The 24,792-nt window shown below is 24.3% G+C and carries 17 protein-coding genes and 1 pseudogene; 15 read left to right on the top strand and 3 right to left on the bottom strand.

Annotated elements, in window-relative coordinates; translation table 11 throughout:
- A pseudogene (locus BN7997_RS15820) lies at window positions 1–415 on the bottom strand (IS982 family transposase); the annotation flags it as partial.
- Between the two features lie 310 nt (window positions 416–725).
- Between BN7997_RS15820 and BN7997_RS10990 the strand changes: the two are divergent.
- The 8 genes from BN7997_RS10990 to BN7997_RS10955 all read left to right on the top strand — a co-directional run bounded on the left by BN7997_RS10990 (window position 726) and on the right by BN7997_RS10955 (window position 15,264).
- Entirely contained in the window at window positions 726–3,914 is a 3,189-nt protein-coding gene (locus BN7997_RS10990) for a ligand-binding sensor domain-containing protein (RefSeq protein ID WP_071120826.1), read from the top strand.
- Window positions 3,915–4,117: 203 nt separating this feature from the next.
- Window positions 4,118–4,939 (top strand): delta-lactam-biosynthetic de-N-acetylase, encoded by an 822-nt coding sequence (locus BN7997_RS10985; RefSeq protein ID WP_071120825.1) that lies wholly within the window; start codon window positions 4,118–4,120, stop codon window positions 4,937–4,939.
- 149 nt (window positions 4,940–5,088) lie between these two features.
- A complete protein-coding gene (locus BN7997_RS10980) occupies window positions 5,089–5,892 on the top strand; it encodes a Fic family protein (RefSeq protein WP_083335096.1) in 804 nt (267 codons plus the stop codon).
- A 121-nt stretch (window positions 5,893–6,013) separates the two neighbouring features.
- A complete protein-coding gene (locus BN7997_RS10975) occupies window positions 6,014–7,507 on the top strand; it encodes a TIGR02677 family protein (protein WP_071120823.1) in 1,494 nt (497 codons plus the stop codon).
- Window positions 7,507–8,601 (top strand): TIGR02678 family protein, encoded by a 1,095-nt coding sequence (locus tag BN7997_RS10970; RefSeq protein WP_071120822.1) that lies wholly within the window; start codon window positions 7,507–7,509, stop codon window positions 8,599–8,601. The genes BN7997_RS10975 and BN7997_RS10970 overlap by 1 nt, the downstream gene beginning before the upstream one ends.
- Entirely contained in the window at window positions 8,591–12,658 is a 4,068-nt protein-coding gene (locus BN7997_RS10965; RefSeq protein ID WP_071120821.1) for a TIGR02680 family protein, read from the top strand. Before BN7997_RS10970 ends, BN7997_RS10965 begins: the two co-directional genes overlap by 11 nt.
- Window positions 12,659–13,948, top strand: coding sequence for a DUF2399 domain-containing protein (locus BN7997_RS10960; RefSeq protein ID WP_071120820.1), 1,290 nt, complete (start codon window positions 12,659–12,661; stop codon window positions 13,946–13,948).
- A 173-nt stretch (window positions 13,949–14,121) separates the two neighbouring features.
- Window positions 14,122–15,264 (top strand): DUF362 domain-containing protein, encoded by a 1,143-nt coding sequence (locus BN7997_RS10955; protein WP_071120819.1) that lies wholly within the window; start codon window positions 14,122–14,124, stop codon window positions 15,262–15,264.
- Window positions 15,265–15,566: 302 nt separating this feature from the next.
- On the opposite strand, the gene BN7997_RS10950 is transcribed toward BN7997_RS10955, so the two are convergent.
- The gene (locus BN7997_RS10950; protein ID WP_071120818.1) at window positions 15,567–16,007 is read right to left on the bottom strand and encodes an ImmA/IrrE family metallo-endopeptidase; all 441 of its coding nucleotides are present in this window, start codon (window positions 16,005–16,007) and stop codon (window positions 15,567–15,569) included.
- A gap of 29 nt (window positions 16,008–16,036) precedes the next feature.
- The gene (locus tag BN7997_RS10945) at window positions 16,037–16,438 is read right to left on the bottom strand and encodes a helix-turn-helix domain-containing protein (RefSeq protein WP_071120817.1); all 402 of its coding nucleotides are present in this window, start codon (window positions 16,436–16,438) and stop codon (window positions 16,037–16,039) included.
- Between the two features lie 406 nt (window positions 16,439–16,844).
- On the opposite strand from BN7997_RS10945, the gene BN7997_RS10940 reads away from it, so the two are divergent.
- From BN7997_RS10940 to BN7997_RS10910, 7 genes are all read left to right on the top strand, one after another.
- Window positions 16,845–17,030 (top strand): helix-turn-helix transcriptional regulator, encoded by a 186-nt coding sequence (locus BN7997_RS10940; protein ID WP_071120816.1) that lies wholly within the window; start codon window positions 16,845–16,847, stop codon window positions 17,028–17,030.
- Between the two features lie 64 nt (window positions 17,031–17,094).
- On the top strand, window positions 17,095–17,892 hold the full coding sequence (locus BN7997_RS10935) for a phage antirepressor KilAC domain-containing protein (protein WP_071120815.1): 798 nt from the start codon (window positions 17,095–17,097) through the stop codon (window positions 17,890–17,892).
- A gap of 275 nt (window positions 17,893–18,167) precedes the next feature.
- Window positions 18,168–19,103, top strand: coding sequence for a YqaJ viral recombinase family nuclease (locus BN7997_RS10930; RefSeq protein ID WP_071120814.1), 936 nt, complete (start codon window positions 18,168–18,170; stop codon window positions 19,101–19,103).
- 44 nt (window positions 19,104–19,147) lie between these two features.
- Window positions 19,148–20,101 (top strand): DnaD domain protein, encoded by a 954-nt coding sequence (locus BN7997_RS10925; RefSeq protein ID WP_071120813.1) that lies wholly within the window; start codon window positions 19,148–19,150, stop codon window positions 20,099–20,101.
- A complete protein-coding gene (locus BN7997_RS10920; protein ID WP_242873411.1) occupies window positions 19,989–20,828 on the top strand; it encodes an ATP-binding protein in 840 nt (279 codons plus the stop codon). Before BN7997_RS10925 ends, BN7997_RS10920 begins: the two co-directional genes overlap by 113 nt.
- A 319-nt stretch (window positions 20,829–21,147) precedes the next feature.
- The gene (locus tag BN7997_RS10915) at window positions 21,148–23,667 is read left to right on the top strand and encodes a hypothetical protein (RefSeq protein ID WP_071120812.1); all 2,520 of its coding nucleotides are present in this window, start codon (window positions 21,148–21,150) and stop codon (window positions 23,665–23,667) included.
- An 18-nt stretch (window positions 23,668–23,685) separates the two neighbouring features.
- The gene (locus BN7997_RS10910) at window positions 23,686–24,732 is read left to right on the top strand and encodes a hypothetical protein (RefSeq protein WP_071120811.1); all 1,047 of its coding nucleotides are present in this window, start codon (window positions 23,686–23,688) and stop codon (window positions 24,730–24,732) included.
- The last annotated feature ends 60 nt before the right edge of the window (window positions 24,733–24,792 follow it).

The following is a 24,792-nucleotide window of genomic DNA, read 5'->3' as shown; positions in this document are numbered from 1 at the left end:
GAGCTCTTCCAAACTCACATACAGGAATAGGCATACTATCTATAACTCTTATATTGTTAGAGTAAAGTTGCATAAATTCAGATATATATCCTCTTATTTTAGATATTACTAAATGTAAATTTCTTTTAGTTCTATTAAATCTAGTTCTATCTCCTAATCTTGGAAATAGTTCTTTATATTCTCTTTTTAATAAACTAAAAAATGATTTCTCTGAGTCAATAGTTAAAAGTTCTCCAACTATACTAATAGTAATTATCTCACTATCTGAAAGTTTGCTATCCTTAATATTACGTCTATTCCTTATATCAATAGGTATAATTTCATTGTATATATCATCTATAATTACAAAAATATTTGTAAATAAATCTGTTAAATTTTCTAACTCCTGGATATAATAATTATTAAGCTCTAACATCATATAGTAAACCTCCTTTAAATTAGTATTGATAATCTTAGGTTGCTATATTTGTTGGAGTTTTATTATTGAAAAAATTAACTAGCACAACGAGTTTATTAGGATTTTATTTATCAAAGTGAATTATATATATATATCTAACACTATTATTTTAAACTAACAAAGTTATTGGGATTATGACTGTATAAATAATACTATAAGCACTGATTTATGTATATATTTTGTATAAAATCACTTGAAAATATCAATATAAAAATATAGAATATTGTAGAAAAATGAAGAAAAATATAGGAAGGTATATTTATATTTAATGAGAATTATAAAAAAAAATAAAAAAAAATTAACTATTATATTAACTATGATTTGTATACTTTCTTGTATGAATATTAGTACAAGCTATGCAAATATAGTTGAAAATTTTAATTTTAAAAATATCACCATTGAAGACGGATTATCTCAATCTACTGTAAAAACTATATATCAAGATAGTAAAGGTTATATATGGATAGGAACTGATGATGGTCTTAATAGATATAATGGATATGAGTTTAAACACTATAATCATGATGAATATAATAAAAACTCAATAGCTAATGATTATATTTGTGATATTGCAGAAGATAAAAATGGATATATATGGGTTTCAACTACAAATGGATTAAGTAGAATTGATACTGATAAAGATGAGATAAAAAATTATTACCCAGAAAAAGATAATGGTAATTTATTGGATAGTAATATATGGAGGATTCTTTATACTAGAGAAGGTAAGCTTATTGTTTTTGGCATAAATGGAGTTAATTTATACGATGAAGAAAAAGATACATTCAATAGTATTATGTCAAAATCAAATGAGCTTCAAAGCCAATATATATATTCGGTAAAAGAAGATTCTAATGGTCATATATGGGTAGGTACTAATAAAGGTCTTATAGAATTAGATAAGGATTTAAACTTAGTAAAACATTATAAAGATACTATAGGAAATTTTGCAGTATATAATGTATATGATGATTCAAAAGGGAGCCTATGGGTTTGTACTCTAGGTAATGGATTATTTAGAATTAACTTAAATGATAAAACCATAAAGAACTATAAAAATAGTACAAGTGAATTTTCAATATCAAGTGATAATATAAGAGATGCAATAAATGATTCAAATGGTAAGCTTTGGATTGCTACAGATAAAGGTATTTGTGCTTTTGATTATGAAACTGAAAAATTTAAATCATATAGTAAAAAAGCATATGAGAGAAATACCTTAATAGATAATTCAGTAATTTGCTTGTTTAAAGATAAAAGTGGACTTATATGGATAGGTACGAGTAAAGGAATATCTACATTTAATCCAAATACTAACTTTTTACATTTTAAGTCAGATCCATATGATTATAATAGTCTAAGTGGAGATTCAATTTATGGTATACATAAAGATGATGACAATCTATTATGGATGGGAACTAGTGAACAAGGCGTAAATATCATGGATGGTCAAGAAATTAAGTATTTAAATACAGAAAATAGTAATTTAATTAGTAATAAAATACATGATATAACTGGATATAAAGATAAGGTATTTATAGGAACTAATAATGGTTTATCTATTTTAGTCAAAAATGGTGAAAATTATAATATAACAAATTATACAACAAAAGAAGGTTTACCATCAAACCTAATAACATGTTTGTTTGTAGACTCTAAAGGTTGTTTATTTATAGGAACTAATAATGGACTAGTAGTATTAGATTCAAATAATAAACTTATAGATATTACATATATACTTGATGATATGGAAGTAACGGATAAATTTATAGGATCTATTTATGAAGATTCAAAAGGAAATTATTATATAGGATGTTTTTTAGGAGGAGGATTAATAAAATTTAATCCAAATACTAAGGAATATAAAAAATATAAAAATATTAAGAATAATGAAACGAGTATAAGCAATGACTGTATAATTTTTATAAATGAGGATTTAAATGGAAATGTACTAGTTGGAACAGTCTATGGATTAAATATTCTTGATGTGAAAAAAGATACTTTTAAAAGGTATACAGAAAAAGATGGACTTATAGATAATACTATATATGGTATATTGGTTGATGATAATAATAATATATGGATGAGTACAAATGGAGGTATATCTAAACTTTGCACTAAAGAAAATACATTTGAGAATTTTACTATAATAGATGGCCTTCAATCTAATGAGTTTAACGGAAGAGCTTGTTTTAAAGATAGTAATAACGGTTATATGTACTTTGGTGGGATAAATGGATTTAATGTATTTAATCCTGATAATATAGAGGTATCAAAATTTAAACCAAAGGTTATACTTGATAGAGTTGAAGTAAATGGAGTAAACAAAAAAGATATATCTAATACTAAACTTAAGTATAATGAAAAAAATATAAAAATAAGTTTTTTTACAGATGATTATACAAAAACAACTAAATACTACTATAAATTAGATGGTTTATCTAATGATTGGAACGAAACAGAAAATAACTCTATTGAATTTGCAAATTTAAGTGAAGGTGATTATACATTAAGAATAAAAGCTAAAACACAGCATGGAGTTGTAGGAGAAGAAAGTATAGTTAAGTTTACTATTAAACCTCATTTTTGGAAAAGTAAACTTGCAATATGTTTATATTTATTATTAATAGTCGTGTGGTTAATTAGAAATCAATACAGGGTAGACAAACTAGATAGATTGGTTAATGAAAAAACTGTTGATTTAAGATATCAGATGGATAAAAATATGGAATTATTCAAAAAGGTACTAACATTAGAACAAAATAAAAATAATTACTTTATTAATCTATCCCATGAGCTTAGAACACCTCTAAATGTTTTAACTAGCATCAATCAATTAATAAAAAATCTTTGCCAAAAAGAAGTATTTATAACGCCTGAAAAACTATCTTATTATATGGATATAATGGATAGAAATACTTCTAGGTTGTTAAATTTAATTAATAATCTAATTGATAATTCAAAAATTGAAAATAATAGCTATGTATTAACTAAAAAAGATGAGGATATAGTTTATTTAGTAGAAGAAACTGTACTTGATATGAAAGACTATATTGAGGAAAAAGGAATTGAATTAATCTTTGATACAGATGTAGAAGAAAAAACTGTTAGATGTGATAAAACAGAAATAGAAAGATGTATTATAAATCTAGTTGGTAATGCTGTTAAATTTACTTCTGAAGGTGGATTAATTGAAGTAACTATAAAAGACTTAGATGATAAAGTGAAGATATCTGTAAAGGACAGTGGAATAGGTATTAGTGAAGAAAATAAAAGGCTAATATTTGATAGATTTAATCAAGTTGTAGATAAAAGTGCTGAATTAAAAGGAGGAAGTGGTTTAGGACTTACTATAAGTAAGCAGCTTATAACACTTCATGGTGGAGATATATATGTAGAAAGTGAAGTTGGCGTAGGTAGTGAGTTTATAATAATACTTCCAGTAAATAATGATTAAATAATAAAAGAAATATTAGTTTAATTATTTTTAAGCTATATTAGGTAATTATATGATAAATTTAAAATAAAAATAGCTAGATATGTCTAGCTATTTTTTTATTTTAATTCATAATTTTAATAAATTTTCCACTTATAATGTAACTGTTGCATGGAATCATAATCAATATAAAGATTTAATTTTTAATAAAGAAGGTGCTACTTTTGAAGAAACTTACATCTATTTTACTTGTATTATCTTTATGTACTTCTTTGTATGGTTGTTCTAGGATGGGTACAAATATTTATAATGGTTTAAATAATAAAAGATTAGAAACTAAATCTACTGGTTTGGATAATACTTGTATAAATTGGTTTTTTATACCTAACAATGAATCTAGAACACCTGATATTAATGATAAATTAAACTTTAAATTAAGTGATTATGATGCAATTTATAATGGTCCTAAATCACCAAATGTTAAGTCATTGTATTTAACTTTTGATGAAGGATATGAAAATGGATATACTGAACAAATTTTAGATGTTTTAAAAGAAAAAAATGTAAAGGCTATTTTCTTTGTTACTTCTCATTATATTACTTATTCTCCTGATACTGTAAAAAGAATGGTAGATGAAGGACATATTGTAGCTAATCATACTAATCACCATTATTCAATGCCGAGTGTTACTTATTCTACTGATGTTTTTAATAAGGAACTTACTGATGTTGAAGATAAATTTAAAGAATTGACAGGAAAGGATATGCCTAAGTTTTTTAGACCTCCTATGGGACAGTATTCTCAAAAAAGTCTAGCTATGACTAAAGATTTAGGTTATAAGACTGTGTTTTGGAGTTTTGCTTATGGTGATTATGAACCTAGCAATCAGCCTTCATTATATGAAGGTAAAAAAAATATATTAGATCATCTTCATGATGGTTCTATATTACTTTTACATGCTATATCTAAGACTAATGCTGATATACTTGGTGAGGTTATAGATGAAGCAAGAAAATCTGGATATGAATTTTATTTATTACCTTAAATGAGCGTAGATTTTTTCTACGCTTTTTAATATCTTATATTAATAAAAAGTTTAAGTTAATACAAAAGGTTAGTTGTATATATAATATGTTATAATAAAATATAAGATATATATAAAGTAGACTATAAACAAAAGAAAGGAAGATTAAGATGTACACAAAATCATCCTACACAAAATTAACTGAAAATAGAATAGATAAAAATGAAAAGAAAAATAATTGGGAAATTGCAATTGGATTAAATGAAGTAGATAACTTAAAACCTTCAAAATATCTTATAGAATTAATGCAAGACTCTATAGAAGGTAAGAAATCATATAAAGAAGTAGAAAATGCTCTTTATTCATACTATAAAGAACTTGATCCTAATGATGAAGCAATTCTTCAAACTGAGGAGTGTGATTTAGTTTCAGTAAGAATAGTTCAATTATTAGAAAATGGAAGTTTTAAGTTTAGTCCTATAACTTTAAAAACTATACATAGAGCGTTATTTAAAGATTTATTTAAGGGTGAACTTGAAAGGTATGTTGGAGAATTTAGAGATTATAATATAAGTAAAAAAGAGCCTATACTTGGTGGAGATAGTGTGATATACAGTGATTACAATGACTTAATGGATATATTGACATATGATTTTGAAGAGGAAAGCAAAAAAAGTGCAAAGGTATCTATAAGCAGACTAGCAAGATTTACTTCTTCTATATGGCAAGTACATCCATTTTGTGAGGGGAATACAAGAACTACAGCAGTATTTATTATAAAGTACTTAAGAAGTTTAGGATACAATGTTAATAATGATTTATTTAAAGAAAATTCACTTTATTTTAGAAATTCATTAGTACTTTCTAATTATTCTGATGTAAGTAGGAATATAAGACCTGATTTTAAGTATTTGGAGTCATTTTTTGAGAAGTTGTTAATAGATAGTAAAGTTGAACTTGAAACTATGAAATAGGTGTGCATAAATTTGTACACCTATTATTTTTTAAAATATAAATTATTATATTATAGTTATATATGTAAAGTTAAGTGTTAATAAACTAAAAGAAAAAATAAAAACATAAGAGGATATAAAGATGATTGATAGCTTAAAAGTAGGTAGAAAAATAACAGAATCAAAATACCTAAATCAAGAAAATAGCTTTAGATATAGAAATATACTAAGAATAGCATTTTATAAATATGAAAAAATGAAATACTGGCTAGACCAAAATGAAATATATGAAGAAATAAAAAAGCTAGAGGATTTTGAAAATTATACAATAGAAAATCTAAAACAGGATTTAGATATGCTAGTGGAATTTAAAAATTTCACAGCAATGCAAGATACTAAAAAAACTAGAACAATAGAAGAATTTAAAAATAGAAAATTTAAATATCAAATTACACCAATAACTATAGAATTAGAAAGAACGCTTATAAAATTAGAAAATATACAGGAAGGTACTAGAGGTTCATTAGATTTATCATTAATAGAAAGATTTAATGCAACCTTAAAGAAAATATACAATATAAAAAACATAAATGAAAAAGAAGTTTTCTCATGGTGGAATCAATTAAATAGAGACTTTAAATACTTAAATGAAAGTTACCAAGATTATATAAGTAAATTTTATTCACCAAAAACAGAAGAATTATTAAAAACTACAGAATTTCTAGCTTATAAAGAAGGTTTTATAAAATATTTAAAAGAGTTTATAACAGGTATACAAAATCATGTGGGGCAAATAGCAGAAACTTTACAAAGTAAAGAGATAGATGAAGAAACAATAGAATTTATAATAGAGTCTATTGTTAGATATGAAAAGATAAACATAGCGATAGATAAAAACTATGATGAAATAGAAGCTTATGATATACATAAAGGTAGGTTTGAAAGTATTGTTAGTTGGTTCTTAGGAGAAAGAGGAGAAACGTCTATGGCAGAACAACTCTTAGAAACAACAAACGAAATAATAAGAAAAATTACTAGATATGCACTTCAAATAATAGAAGCTAGAGAACTAGGAGCTAGTAGAAAAAATGAATATAAGAAGGTTATAGATTTATTTTTTAAATGTGATGATATAGAAGAGGCACATAAATTATCATCTTTAGTATTTGGTGCAATATCATCAAGACATATAACTACTTTAAGTGAAAAAACAACAGAGTTAGCATGTAGTATTTATGATGAAGAACCAGAATTTGTAAATATACAACCATCAAATAGACAAGGAAGAGAAAAAACAGCAAGTAAGATTACAGTAAAAGATAGAAGTAAAGAAAGACAAGAAAAGGCTATAGAGCTTATAAATAGAAGAGAAAAAGAAAAAGAAATAATGATTAGGAAAATAGTTGATAACAAACTAATATTTAAAAATATAGTAGATATTAATCCAAATGAGAGGAGAGTTTATTTAACTTGGTTATCTAAAGCTATGAATTCTAAAACAGAATGGACAAAAAATGAGTATGGTATGGAATACAAATTAAAAGATAGAAATCCAAGTGAAAAAATAAATCTTAGATGTAATGATGGAGATTTTTTAATGCCAGCATATGAACTTATATTTAAGGAGAAAAATTAATGAGGTTTACAGATTTATTGGAAAATTACATAATTTTAAAAGATAATGATAAAGAATTGTACTATGACATAAAAGATAACATAAATGACTATATGAATATGATAAAAGAGTACTTATCTTACAAGTTAATAATAAAAGATAATTTTATTAAACTTGAAAAAGTTCCAGCAAATCCACAAGGATTTATGGGAATAAAAGAATTTGATTCTATAAAAGAATATGTATTTTTCATGATATTGCTTATTTTTTTAGAAGACAAAAATAATGAAGAACAATTTATATTATCAAATCTTACTGAGTATATAAAGCAAAATTATAGTGAAGAAAAAATTGATTGGACTAAGCAAAAAAATAGAAGATGCTTAATAAATGTAATAAAGTTTGCAATAGATATTGGAATTATAAAACGAAATGATGGTGATGAAGAATTATATTCAAAAGATGAGACCAGAGATGTTTTATATGAAAGTACAGGAATTTCTAGATACATACTTAGAAGTTTTGATAATGAATTAGATAATGCAAATTCATATAAGGATTTATTAAATGAGGAAAATACTAAGTACAATGTATATAGAAATTTACTTCTTAATCCAGTTGTATATAATAAAATTGGAGTAGAACATGAATATGATTATATAGTTAGAAATAAAAATGAAATAAAAGATGTATTCGAAGAAAATCTTGAATGGGACATTCATTTATATAAAAATGCAATTATACCTATTATTACAAATAATGAAGTAAAAGATGTATTTCCAAATAAAAAAGGTGAAAGTAGTGTAGTTTTATTGTTAAGTAAAATAATAAGAGAAAATATATCAAATTTAAATCTAAAAGAAGACGATATTATTTATTTTGAAAAAGAAGAATTTAATAAATTACTTTTAGATTTAAGAAAAGAAAATGGACATGGATTCACTAAAACCTTAAGAGAATATAGTGATGAACTTTATATACATACAATCAAAGAATATATGAAAAGTTTTTCTATGTTAGATATAAAAGACAACTTAGTTTTAATATTACCATTAATGGGAAAAATTATAGGAGATTATCCAAAGGATTATAAGGAGAAAATCAATGAACAATAGATGGATTGCTAGCAAATTTGGTTTATTTAATTTTTGGTACTATGAAAATCAAGAATTTGACTTAGCAGATGGAAAAATATTATTTAGAGGTACTAACGGAAGTGGAAAATCTGTAACTACACAAAGCTTTATACCACTTTTACTTGATGGAGATAAAAGACCAAATAGAATAGATCCATTTGGTACTAAATCAAGAAAAATAGAAAACTACTTACTAACTGATGATAAGATAGAAGACAGAATAGCATATTTATATATGCAATTTAAAAAAGAAGATAGCAATACATATATGACTATAGGAATGGGCTTAAGAGCTAAAAAAGGAAGACAGCAAGTAGAGTCATGTTACTTTATATTAAAGGATGGTAGACAAATAAATAAAGATTTAATGCTTTATAAAAATAAAGAGAATATGTTACCTATAACTTTCAAACAATTAGAAACAGCTTTAGGTAATGGTAATTTTTACACAACATCTCAACAAGAATATATGAAAAAAGTAAATGAAAACTTATTTGGATACTCTGATATAGAAAGTTATAAAGAACTATTAAATCTTCTTATATCACTTAGAAGTCCAAAATTATCAAAGGATTTTAAGCCAACAGTTATTTATGATATATTAAAAGACTCTTTAACTACACTTTCAGATGATGATTTAAGAACAATGGCAGAATCTATGGATAATATGGATGAGTTAAATAATAAGGTAGAAGAATACGAAAAAAGTCTAAGAGCTTGTAACAAAATAAAAGCAGAATTTGATAAGTACAATGCTTTAAGTATATATAAAGTAGCACAAAAACTTAAAACCAAAGAAAAAGAAGTTAAGAAAGAAGAAAAAAACATAGACTCTTTAAAATTTACAATTTTAGAAAATAAACAAGTATTAAAAAATGAAGTAAATAAGTTAAATGAATTACAATCAGAACTAGAAGCATCAAAAGAAAGCTATAATAAACTTGAAAAAAGTGAAGCTAAAGCTATAAAAGAAGAGATAACAAAGGAAGAAAATAGATTTAAAAATATTTTAGAGAAACTTGAAAAAATAGATGTACGGAAAGAAAATAAGATTAAAGAAGAAATAGAGAATAATAAAAAAATTGAGGAACTTGAGTCATATATATACAAAATAGATAAACAAATAAAAGATTTATTAATAGATGAAAATAATTTAAGAATAGATGCTTATTATAAAGAACATGATGACTTTGAAAAAGAAATATTAACAAGTAACAGTTACTCCTTTAATTTAATATTAGAGAGTATAAGTAACTATGAAAAATTAATAAGCGAAATATATCAACTAATAGTAAAATATGATTCAGTAAAGAAACAAAATGAAGAACTAGAAGATAAAAAGTACAGTAAAGAGCTGGATATAAAGGTACATAAAAATAAATTAAATGAAGCTTTAGAATACTTAACAACTATAAAAACGGAAACTATAGAAAAAATAAATAAGTATCTATCTAATACAAATACATTAACTATTGAAAAAAATATTTTAGAAGAAATATACAATATAATAAATAGTATAAAAGATAGATATGAGTACAATAAAGCATTAGACTTAGTAAAAGAAAGTAAAAATAATAAAGAAGAGAAATTAAAAGACGATAAAAATAAATTAAGTCTTAAAAAGAAAGAAATTACTAATGATAAAAATAAACTTAAAACTGAGCTAGAAAAAATAATCAATGATAAAGAAGTATTTGAGGAAAATAACTGGTTTACTGAAGCGAAAACTATATTAGATAAAGAAAAAATACCATATAAAAAACTTTATGAATGTATAGACTTTAAGGAAAATTTACTAGATGAAGAAAAAAAGATAATAGAAAGCAGTCTTTTAGATATGGGGATTATAGACTCAATAATAGTCCCAAATGAGTATAGATTAAAAGCTGAAAACTTACTAAAAAATAATACCTATAAAATACTTTGTAAAAATGAAAAAACTAATAAAGATAATTTAAGTAAATATATTTCCTTAGAAGAAGATAATTTCACTAAAGAGTATAGTAATGATATTTATAGTATTATTGAATCAATTTCAATAAATACAGATGAAAATAATACTTACATAGATTTAGATAATAATTTTAAAATAGGAATAATAAAAGGAATTACAAATACTGAATATGAACTTAAATATATAGGTTCTAAAAAGAGAGAACAATATAGATTAGAAAAAATAAGTACATTAGAAAATAAAATAGAAGAGTTAAATATCATATTAGAAAATTTAAATGAAAATATAAATAAAATAGATAACAGTATTGAAATTTTAAATAAAGAATATAAAGAATTTATAACTGGAGAAGACATTGACGAAGAAATAAAGCTTATAGAAGAGATAGAAATAGATTTAAGAACTAAAGAAAAAGAACTTATATCTATAAATGAAAATATTTATAAAGTAAAAAAGGATATAAAAGAAATAAGCAACTTATTATTTGAAGAAACAGAATATATAAATATACCTAAAAATACAGAAAGTTATCAAAGTGTAATAGATAGCATTAGAGAGTATAAAGAAGTAATAAATGAAATTAGACAAGCTTATAATAAAAAAAATAGCATATTAAAAGAAACAGAAATACATATATCAATTAATGAAGCAGTAAAAAATGATTTAGAAATTATTTATGAAGAAATAGGTACATTAAAAAATGAAAAATTAACTTTAACTAAAAATATAGAATCTTTAAAAAATGCTTTAAAAAGTCTTGGAATAGATGAAATAGAAAAAGAATTAGATAGACTTTCTAATATAATAAGTACATATCCACATTCAATATCTTTGTTAATAGAAAGTAAAGCTAAAAGAGAAGCTAATATAAAAAATTATATAGATAGATTGAATGAACTAGAGATAAATTTAAATACAAAAAATAAAGAACTTAATTTCTATAAAGAAAACTTTAGATATGAACTTAATTTAGGATATATTGAAGAATTAAAAGCTTTAGAGGAATGTGAAGCTATTGAATATGTAATAGAAAAATATAAATTAAGTGAAAGTTACAAACAAAATGATATCATATCAAATATACATGAAATAATACGTGAAAGCTCACTAGAATTAAATAACTATAATATAGGAGTTTACGATACAGATAATATATACACTAACTATGAGGATGAAAATATAAAAGGATTAATAGAAATATCAAAAAGGGTAGATATAAGAATAAAGCTACAAAAAAAAGAAATAAGTTTATATGATTTAATTAAAAAATTAAACTTAAATATAGAAGAACACAACTTATTAATAAATGAAAATGAAAGAAAAGTATTTGAAGATATATTAATAAATAACCTTAGTACAAAAATTAGTGCAAGAATTAGCAGAGCTAAAAATTGGGTTAAGGAAATAGACAAGCTTATGGATAAAGTAAACACTTCAAATGGACTTAAATTAAACATTACATGGGTACCTAAAAAAGGTCAAAGTGAAGATGATATTGATATAAAAGAGTTAAGTACACTTTTAAGTACAAGTAAATTTTTAACTGAGGAAGAAAGAGAAAAAGTATCAAAGCACTTTAAGTTAAAGCTAAAACAACAAAAAAGAAGAATGGAAGATGAAAATAAAATATCTAGTTATCAATATATAATAAAAGAAGTCCTTGATTTTAGAAGATGGTTTGAATTTAAATTAATGTATACCACACCAAGGCAAAATAAAAAAGAATTAACAGATAATGAATTTTATAGGTTATCAGGTGGAGAAAAAGCCCTAGCTATGTATATACCACTATTTGCAGCAGTAAATGCAAGATATGATGGAGCTGATAAAAAAGATTGTCCAAGAATGATATCACTAGATGAAGCATTTGCAGGAGTAGATGAAGAAAATATTAGTCATATGTTTAACCTTATGGAAGGATTAGATTTAGATTATGTATTAAATTCTCAGGTACTATGGGGCACTTATGAAGGAGTAAAAAATCTAGCAATATATGAACTTATTAGAGAGGGTAGTGATATGGTAATTCCTATAAAATATACTTGGAATGGACATTCAAAAATAGTAGATTTAGGTGAGTAAATGGAAAAGGCACTTGAAATTATAAACTCAAATAAAATATATATAGAAATATTTAAAAACGTAATGAAAAAATATAAACAGTATTCAAAAATAACAGGATACTTTAATATTACTCCTAAAAATAATGAAGAAATGGATATACTAGCTAGCTTCGATACAAATGTATATAACAATAAAAAAGCTAAGATAAAAAGTAAGGATGTAGAAAAATTATTTACTAAGAAACTTAAAAATTTTGATTTTTTACAATTACTTTCAGTTGTAACAAAGGAAGAACTTATTACCAATAAACAAGTAAGAGAAATTTTAGTTAACAATGAAGTAGAGTTTTTTAGTACCTTAATTAAATTTTGTGAAAATGGAATAGGTAAAGAATGGATTATATCGGCTTTACAAAAAAAGTTATATGGATATCCAAGTATTAAAAAGTTATATAAAAAAGCTTTAGATGAAAGTAATATAAATTATTTAAAGGAAGACTTAATTAAATGTATAAATGCAATAAATAATTTACCGTATTTAGAAAATAAATATGAAAGTTTGGCTATATTTTCAGCAAGACATACTAAAGACCCACACTTTTTTGATAAAGATAGCATCTATGGAAAACTTTTAATAAATGCATTAGTATACAAGGATAGTCAAGGTGTTAATAAAAATGAAATAAATAACATAGATAAATTAAATAAACTATATTATAGATTTGGATTGTTAAAGGATGAAATCTCAAATTCAACTTGTATATATAAACTAACTGGGGAATTAGAAGGAAATAGGATAGACTTTTTAAATATGATTAATGAACCATTTAATATCTCATTATCAAATATTCAAAAATTAGACCATATAACTTGTAAGAATAATAGGGTATTTATATTTGAGAATCCAGCTGTATTTCAAAGTATTATACAGGATACTGATATAGATGAAAGTATAATATGTACAAGTGGACAATTGAATTTATCTTCATATATGTTATTAAATAAGATTAAAAACTTAGATAAAATATATTATGCTGGGGACTTTGATCCAGAAGGGTTACAAATTGCTGATAAGTTAAAAGATTTATATAAAGATAAAGTTGAGTTTATGCTGTATGATGAAAAATATTATGAAAAAATTATTTCGGATAAAGAGCTTGATTTAAAAAGAATAGGTAAGCTAAAAAGTATTAAAGATAAGGATTTAAAGGATATATCTAATTATTTGATAAAATACAAGAAAGCTGCATATCAAGAGTTGTTGATAGATGAGTATAAGCAATATATAAGACAGCAAGTTAAGGGTTAGAATAAAAAGATAAGTTTAATTAAATATAAAATATAAAAGGTTAGAGATATCTAGCCTTTTATATTTATCTAAAAGATAAATTGGGTTACATTAATTTATTATAAATATAACTAAAAAAGGTAATAAGCCTCATTATAATGAAACTATAAATATAACAAAAAAGGAGGTAAATAATGAAAAATGTAGCATTAAGAAGCTGTCAAAGTTATGAATATAACCAAGTAAATCAACAGTTTGAAAAACTAATACAAGATATAGGCGGACTACATAAATATATAAACAAAAATAGTACAGTATTTATAAAATTAAACTTAGTAATAAAAAAACATCCTGATGAAATGGCAACTACACATCCAATGGTATTAAAAGTGGTAGCTAAACATTTACTAAATCATGGATGTAAAGTAATTGTAGGAGATAGTCCAGGAGGTCCATATACAAAATCAGCACTAAAATCAATTTACAAAACTTGTGGTATAGAAAGCGTATGTGAAGAACTTAATATTGAATTAAACTATGACATATCAGAAGTAAAAGTAAATAATCCAAATGGAAAACTATTAAAATACCTTACAGTAATAGAGCCTATAACAAAAGTTGATCATGTAATAAATTTATGCAAACTAAAAACCCATGCAATGGCAACCTTCACAGGAGGAGTGAAAAACTTATTTGGAGTAATACCAGGAGTACAAAAAGCACAGTATCATTTTAAGATGCCAGAAGTAGTAGATTTTACAGATGCTTTAGTAGATATATGTTCTTATGTAAATCCAAGCCTTACCATAATGGATGGAATAATTGGTATGGAAGGAGAAGGACCAACTGCTGGAAATCCTAGAAAAGTAGGAGTACTTTTAGCTTCACCAAGTCCTTATGCTATAGATGTAGTTTCTTGTAAAGTTATAAATTTAAATCCAAATAAAGTTCCAACAGTACAAAGATGTATAGAAAGAAATCTTATAAAAGAGGATTTTTCTGATATATGTATACTAGGCGATAATATAGAAGATATGATAATTAAGGATTTTAAAATACCTAAAAACAAGAGTATAAGTTTTTTAAGAGGTATGATACCTAAAAATTTAGAGGTTTATATAAATAAAAAATTAGCAGGTAAGCCAGTTATAAATTATAAAAAATGTGTAAAATGTGGAAAGTGTAGTAAAGTATGCCCTCCAGGGGTTATATCTATGGAGTGTGGGTTTCCAAGTATAAATTTAGATAATTGTATAAGGTGTTTTTGTTGTCATGAACTGTGTCCTAAAAAGGCTGTAGATATAAAAAGATTTTTTGTATTTAAATTTATAAAATAATCTTTTTATATTATAAAAACTTTAATAATAGATTTAATATTTATAAAAAATTCGCTTCGCTTGAGCGACGTGTCGGCGAAACACTTCATTTCGCCAACGATATATCCTTGCTTACGCTACGGATACATCCGTTGCTCAAAAATATCATTTTTTACTTTTATAAAGTTATTGATATTGCTCATATTCATAGGTTATCCATAATTTTTTTTATTATATAATTTCCTTATACGTAAAAAATACCCTGTCAAAAAACTCGACAGGGTATTTTACTAACTTAAATTATAAAAATTAAAAAACTATTTTTAACGAAGCTTTTCTCTAAATTTAAGATCAAATAACCAAGGATGAACTCCGATACGAGATGCAATCTGTGCCTCACTTTCACCAGGATAAAGTTTATGAATATTATCATCAATCAAAAGTTCAGCCGCAAAAATATAAGCCTGACGCTCATATTTATTCTTAATATAAGAACCACTCAAACCACGACATGCAAAAGCATTAATACCCTTATGAAGAAAATAATGAGCAAGTTCATGAGCAGCAGTCATCATTTTCTCCTCATAGCATAAGTTACTATTTATATAGATTATTGGATAATTATCCTTTACTTGAAAAAATCCATTAATACTATTATGTAGCGGATAAATAACTAAAGTAATATCTAAAATATCAATTATTTCAAAAGGATTGTTAGTATTATATTTTGATATTACTTCTTTAACTTTATTCCTTATAAACATAAAAAATATATCCCCCTAAGTTTGCTAAACTATATATTATTGTCCCTTTTTTGTTTTTGTTTAACTAATGATAAGCCAACCTCCATAGCTGTAAGTAAGCTTTCAATGGCTTCTTTACACATTGGTTCACCATCAAACAAAATAGTTTCATCAGTAGATAAATCACATTTAATCTTTTCTAATGAATTTTTTATATCAATTTTATCTTCTTTAGTTAAAGTAAATTTATCATTTGTATGACCATGTAAATAATCAGTAGATACATTAAATAATTTAGCTAATTGACTTATAGTTTCTCTTTTTGGCTCTCTTAAATTATTTTCATATCTAGATATAGTTATTTTGGTTGTATTTAATTTTTCTGCAACTTGCTCAAGAGTGTATCCCTTTTCTTTTCTTAAATCTTTTAATCTCTCACCTAAAGTTTTCATATATTCACCGCCTTTATTATATTTAAAATTTAATATTATTTATACATTTTAGATTAATTTAAATTTTTAAATTAATTCTATATCATCTAACCTTTGTTGTAGTAATATTAGTAAATTTAATACCTAGATACTTTAAATTTAAATTAAATTGAAAAAGTATCATAAATATTAATATCAAATGTTAGTTTTCTTATATAAAACTAACATATCATAACTTAATTATAGCTTAAAATTAGGATAAATAGTATATAAAATGTATTAAAATGGTTATTTTTTATTTATTAAATAACCAAAATTTATAAAAAATAACCGAAAGTTATAAAAAGTTCTTGCATTGTAACCAAAAAATGGATATACTTAAATCAAGATAAGTAACCAAAAGTTTAATAAAAGGGGGAGAAGTAGTATGAATAATTTAAAATTTACAAGAAAAAGTAGAAGACTAACTCAAAAAGAATTAGCACATTTACTTCATATGTCAACATCAACGTATATAAAAAAAGAAAAGAACTTAGATTACTTTAGGGTATATGAAGCAATAGAAGTTGCTAACATACTACAAAGTGATGTAAATTACTTATTTAAGCGATAAGTTGTAAATTTAAGTAACCAAAAGTAATAAACAAGATTAAAAAATAACCATATAGGGGGATAAAATGGAAAGTTTAAAGTTATTTAGAAATGATTTTTTTGGTGATATTTTAGTAATAGTTAAAAATAACAAAGAATACTTTGACGCAAATAGTGTAGCTAATGTATTAGGATACTCAAATCCTAGGGATGCAATAATCAGACACTGTAAAGAAGAAGGAATAATAATACATGAAGTAGGAGTTACCTCTAAAACTAGAAACGGAGTAAGTTTAAAAACTCAAATGTATAAAAAGAAATTCATTGATGAAGGAAATTTATACAGGCTAATAATGAAATCAAAGCTAAAAAGTGCATGTAAGTTTGAAAGATGGGTATGTGATGAAGTTATTCCTTCAATTAGAAAGCATGGTGCATATATAGACAAAAACCTTATAGATGAGATGTTAGAAAATCCAGATTTAATAATATCTTTAGCACAAAGATTAAAGAATGAAAGATTAAAAGTAAAAGCTTTAAATAAAGTAATAATTGAAAATGAGGAATATATAAATTTAGGTAAAACAATAGAAGATACAGAGGGAGCTATAACAATAGGTCAATATGCAAAAATAATAAGCAATAAAACTAACATGGGAAGAAATAGATTATATAAATGGTTTAGGGATAATGGATATTTTATAAGTAAGGGTGATGATAAAAATACGCCTAAGCAAATTTATATTGAAAGTGGATTATTTAAAATACATGAAAAAGTAATTCAAACTGAAAATGGAGAAATTCTTTCTATAAAACCTCTGATTACAGGCAAAGGTCAAAAATATTTTATAAATAAAATACTTGAAAGTAAATATTTAAATTAATATTTTGTACTAGTTAATTTTATTTAAATACGCTCGATGATAATGTATAAGCTTCCCTCCAAACTAAAAAATTATCGCCAACGATATATCCTTGTTTTCACTTTGAGCAACGTGTTGGCGAAGTATTTTGGATATATCCGTTGCTTAAAATTCGCTTTGCTCATAGCGCCAACGATAAATCCGTTGCTTAAATGTTGGTTTAGTTTATACATTATCATCTTCGCTAGATTAAATTTATTAAAAATATATGATGTTATATAAAATAGGGGGATTATATGAGAAAATATTTAGAAGCAAATATAGAACATAACACATTAAATATGCCAAAGGAAACTTGGTTAAAACTAAGAAAAAAGGGAATTGGTGGTAGCGATGCAAGCAGTATATTAAATTTAAATCCATATAGAAGTAGTGTAAATGTATATATGGATAAAATAGATGAAAATATAGAAATAAAGAGTAATATGAAAATGATTTTAGGTGAAAAGCTAGAAGAATTTGTAGCTAAAGAATTTTGTAACCAAACTGGTAAAAAGGTAAGAAATTTAAATGGAATACTTAGGAATCACAAATATCCTTATGCCATAGCAAATTTAGATAAAGTAGTAGTTTCAGAAAATGCATTTTTAGAATGTGTTGTAACTAATAGCTACTTAAAAAAAGAGTGGAGCGAAGAAGTTCCAATACATTATCAAATACAGTGTTATCACTATATGGCTGTAACAGGAGCAAGTCATTGTTATGTATGTGCATTAATTGGGAATGAAGAAATAAAAATATACAAACTAGATAGAGATCAAGAACTTATTGATTACATTATGGAAAAGGAAGAAGAGTTTTGGAAAAAATATATATTAGGAGATGATATACCACTTCCTGATGGAAGCGAGGATTATTCTAAATTTCTTAAAAATAGATATAAAAATATAGATGAAAAGCCATTAAATTTATTTATAGAAAGTAATAAACTTTCAAAACTAGATACCTTAAATGATATGCTAAAGGAAATAAAATTAGAAAAAAGTAAAATAGAACAAGAAATACAACAGGAAATGAAAGATCATGAAGTAGCTTTCATTGGGGATAGAAAAATAACTTGGAAGTGGCAAAGTAGAACTACTTTAGATTCTAAAAGACTAAAAAAAGACTATCCAGATATAGTTAAAGACTATATGAAAACTACAGAAACTAGGGTATTTAAAGTGAATTAAAATATTTAGATTGATATTATTTAAGTTAAATTAAGGGGGACATTATGGCTATATTTAGAAAACTGCACACTGCCTTTTGGCAAGATGCAAAGGTTATAGAAGAATTAACACCAGAAGATAAATTTTTCTTCATATATTTATTAACTAATCCAGCAACAACTCAAATTGGAATATATCAAATAACTAAAAAGCAAATGAGTTTTGAACTTGGATATTCAATAGAAAGTATAAACTCTTTGATGGATAGATTTGAAAATCACCACAAACTTATAAAGTACAATCCATATACACGTGAGATTGCTCTAAAAAACTGGGGAAAATACAACTTAGATAGAAGTGGTAAGCCAATGCTTGATTGTGTGAAAAAAGAATTAGAGGAAGTCTCAGATATATCACTTATAGAATATGTTAGTAAAGGTATTAAAAAAGAAGAGATAAAAGATATATTTAAAAGCTATCTAAATAAGGATAATGCTGATGATATAGAGGATTTATGTAAAAGTAAAAAATTAAATGACGATACGTATAACGAGTCGTATCACGATACGTTTAAAGATTTAGGACAAGAAGAAGAAAAAGATAAAGAAGAATATAAAGAAAAAGATATAGATAAAGAAAAAGACTTAAAATCATTTAATGTAGGTAAGTATGCAAAATTATATGAACAAAACATTGGACTTATAAATGGAGTAGCTTATGAGTGGATAATCAATATAAGTGAAGAAATAGATTTAAAGCTTTTTAAAAAAGCCATAGAAATAGCAACAGACAAAGGAAAATGCAACAAAGGCTACATTGGTGGAATTATAAGACAATGGCTAAATAACAATATAAAAACTTATGATGATTTAAAAGCATATGAATTAAACCAAGGGGGACAATTAAATGATAGAAAATCTAAATATGCCAGAGAATATGAAAATGAGGATGAGTCAGTTTATCAAAAGCCTACCGAAGAACAACTTAGAAGGGTCAGAGAGCTACTTGAAAGCAACTAAAAATACAGGGCTAGATGATAAGGATATATTAGAATCAGAGGAAAATGAAATAGTAGAATATAAATGTTTAAAGTGTAGAGATTTAAGATTTATATTAAAAGACAATGAAGCAATTCCATGTACTTGTAAGGCACTTCGTGAAGCTGAGGAAATATTATTAAACAGTGGTATAAGCGAAGAATTTAGAAAAAAGAATTTCGATAACTTTAATTATGCATACAATATGGAGGTATGTGAAGCATTTAGTAAAGCCAAGGAATATGTGAAAAACTTTGATAAGTCTTGTAAAAATAAGTCTATAATATTTGTTGGACAAGTTGGAAGTGGTAAAACACATTTGTCTATGGCAATAGCCAACTCTCTTATGGAAAAGGGAGTTGGAGTATTGTATATGCCTTATAGAGATAATATTATAAGTCTTAAGCAAAATATGATGGATGAAGAGTATTACAGGAAGGTTATGAATAAGTTTAAGAGGGCTAAGGTGCTTTTGATTGATGATTTGTTTAAGGGCAGTATTAGTGGTAGTGATGTTAATATTATGTTTGAGATTATTAATTACAGGTATTTAAATGGATTGCCAGTTATTGTTAGTTGTGAGAAGAGTATAGATGAGATTATGAATATTGATGAGGCTATTGGTAGCAGGCTTTATGAGATGAGTTGTGGGTATGTGGCAAGTTTTAGTGGAAGAAGGTTAAATTACAGGATGTATGGGAAAAGCTAGTCAGTTTGACTAGCTTTTTTAGTTGTCGGGAAAACCGACAGTGTATATTTATATATAGTAATCGAACTTATAAAAGTGTGTAAATGTAATATATAACCATTTTACAATTTCTAATATAAATGTTGATTTGATACACCGTACATACATTTATTATTAAGTTCGATTACTATAAATTAGATTTATAAATTTATTATTTTACGAGTAATTAATGATATAATGTGCTTATGTGTATAGTAAAATAAATATAAAAAATATAAAGATAGACATATATAAGGTCGTATAATAAAGAATAATTAAGATTTATAGAAGAGGATATTAAATGGAATTTCGTAAATTAACATCAAATGAATTACTAAAACTTACGGATAAGCTACTAATAGAAATAGAGAGAAGAAAGAAAATAACTAAAGAAGAATTTATAAAAAAAGGTTATATAAAAAAAGAAGAAAGACTAACATATGAAAATATAGATACAACAGACTTAGAAGAAGATTTGTTATTAGTATTGTATAACTATCATACGAATGTGAATTATAAATTAAAATACACCAACAAAGAAAAGGTAGAAAAAGTATGCTTAGCAGCAATGTGTCAATTTATAAAAGGAGAACATCATATAAGAGCATACACAAAGGACTATGAAAATTTAACAAAAGCTAAAGTTGATGGAAGAATGTATAATATATTAGAAAATGCATTTAAAAAAGAAAATATACTACCTAAAAACTGGGATAAAATGAAGGGATTTAGGTATAAAGATACTTTAATAAATGAAACAGGAATACCAAAACATTTGGCAAATGAATTAATAGAATTATTTAAGCTATATTGGAAAAATCTAAAACACTTTGAATTTGAATATGTATTTGAGAATATAGATGTAATTTTAAGAAGAAGTTATATTTGGGATACAAAAGAATTAGAAAAGATAAAAGAATGCCACAAGATATTAAGTGAATATCCACAGAAAGTAAATAAAGTAATAAAACAATTATGTGATGTATGTACTCTTTTAGAAGAAGGAAACTACTACGAAGAAGATTTATCTAAAGATAGTGTAGTAAATGCAATAAATAAAGTATTGAAGTTTGATATATTTAGAATACTACCAAGAAAAGATAGCTTAAAATCATTATACATACAGATATTATCAAAAGTAAGTGTTCAAAAATTTAGAAATATATTAAATAATGCTCCAATGGGAACTAGAATAATAACACCTAATAAAAAAGAAATCTCACCAAGACAATACAAAGATATACAACTAGGTATTCATAATATAAATTATCCAAACTATAGAATATACACTGTACTACCTCATACATCTTTAAGTATAAATAAACTCTTAGATTTTAATAAAGATAAATTTACAAAAATAAATGAAACACATATTGGATATAGATCTAATAAAAGATTTAATGTAAAACTAGGGAAATCTAAAATAGAAGAAAGCTATCCATTATATAACAACTATATATTAAAGGGATACTATTGGTATGGAAAAATATCAAATGGAATTCCTATTATAATAAATAATACTGTATATGAGCCAGATAAGTTTGTAGACTATACACCAGTATTTAAATATGATTACAATGATATTAGTGATACTTATTCATATAATTTGCTTTTAAATAATTTTAAAATATACTTAAAACCATATGCTAATGAAAAAATAATTATAAAATGTAATTATAGTGAAGAAATAAAAAATATTTTAATTGATAAAGATGGATATATAGAAAATAAAAAAATAGTATTTAATATAAATAAACAAATAGAACAAAAACCAATAAGTATAAAAATATATCATTATAGTAATGGACATGAGGATATTTTATATGAAGAAGATATTAAAAATATAGATGATATAAATTTATACATTAAAAATCTTAAAAAGAACAACTATAGTAAAACAAACTTTGAATATGAGATAAAAGAGAAGAGCTGGAAGTTTAGTAAAAATACAATATTCCACCTTGAAGAACATATAAACATTAGGAATAGAGTGATAACTAATATAAAAGATGCAGGTAAAAAAGTTGAAGTTTTATCAAACTACGATAATAAATATAATCAGTTCTTATTAGAAGATATTACACAAAAAGAAGGTAATAAAATATATCTATGCCATAATAAACTAAGAGATAAAGTTAAAGTTGATAAAGATTCTTCTGCGAAAATAAAATTAACCTTTATAAATAACTATGAAAGAATATTTGATGCTGAAATAGTAACTTTATCATCAATTGATATAAAATTAGACAGTGATATATATGTTGAAGGCGATTTTGTAAAAATAGAGGCAAGGTATAAGGATGAAATTTCTAGTAATGAATCTAAAATAGAGACTATAAAGATAAAGGACAAGATAGTTTCAAGATTTATACCTATAAGTATATATATTAAAGAGTTAGATAGTTATTATACTCAATATATAAAGCCTAATATATTGGGATATATAATAAGAGATAAATATAGTTTTGATACCTTAGATATAGACAGTATTCATTATGACAATATAGATAGATATGAGATAGAAATACAATCTGATATAGATAAAAAGATAGAGGTATTAGTTAATTCTAAAAAAATAGATATTAACTCGAATATAATAGATTTATCTAGTTATAAAGAGTATTTTAAATTAGATAAAAATAATATAACTATAAGTCAGTTAGGCAAGAAAGTAGAATTTACTGTTTTAAGAGATGTAAAGAATAATATATTTGATAGATTAAATAAAGATTTAAAGTGGTATGAGATAGATGAAATTTATACAAAAGAAGATTTAAAAGAGGATTTAAACTTTTTAGCTAGAGCATTAAAGAATTTATAATAAAGTGAGGACATAATATTGAAAAAATACATAGGTAAAGTAGAATTAGTTAGTGAGGATATGAATTTATTAGTTGATATTTTGAATGAAAAAATGTTGATATATTTAACTAATCAACCTTTATATAAAGAGAAGTTTGGAGAAAATATAAAAAGACAAAATTTATTAACTTTTTTGAAAAATGATTTATATAATATATCTAAATATGCATTAAATAATTTCTATAAAGAGCTACATTATAAAATGGCTCATATAAGAAGAGAATTAGAAAAATCAAATAAAGAGTATGAAACTATATTAAAATTAAAGAAATTAAGAGAATTAAGAGAATTATTTGCTAATGTAGAATTAGATGAAAATGAGCTAAAGGCAATACCAATATTTTTAAAGTGTATGGAAATAGAGCATAACAAAAATATCGCATTTATTATAGAAAATGAAATATATATAAGAAAAAGAATTAAAAAAGAAATAAATTTATTAAATATAAATCAGGATAATTGTTTTGTGGATGAATTTGATCCGGAGATAGAAGAAGAACTTAACAGCTTTTGTAAACAAGTTGGAGTAAATGATGAAGAATATAAGCTTGAAAGTAATATGAAAGAGTTAGAAAATAAATATGTTATTAATGATGAATCCATATTATCTATAGATGATATAGATAAAAAGATACAGTTAGATGTATTTTCAGGAGATTCAGAGGTAGGATACTATAAAGAACTATCAGAGGAAGATTTTTTTAAAATTATAAAAGACTTAGGAGAACATAACTCTAAGATAAAAGAAAAGTTTAAAAATTTATTGAAATTATCTAATGAATGGGGAGCTCATACAGAAGATAAATTATATGAAATGTGGATGGTATGGACTGATGAAGAAGTAAGTGTTATTGATAAAGTGTTAAAAAAGAGTTTGTATGGTGAAGTTATTAAAAAAAGTGATCTAGATGAATTAGAAGATATGTCTGAAAATATAATGTATAGACATTTACTTTCAAGAATTGTACTACATCTTATTTATAGAAGAATGTCTAGTCAATATCTTGAAGAGGTTTTAGGATAAAACCTGTAGTAAAAATACATAACAATATATTTAATACAAAATAATAAATAAGTTAATAAT

This window comes from Romboutsia timonensis (assembly GCF_900106845.1).
GTDB classification, from domain to species: domain Bacteria; phylum Bacillota; class Clostridia; order Peptostreptococcales; family Peptostreptococcaceae; genus Romboutsia; species Romboutsia timonensis.
This window is presented reverse-complemented; position numbering and strand designations above follow the sequence as displayed.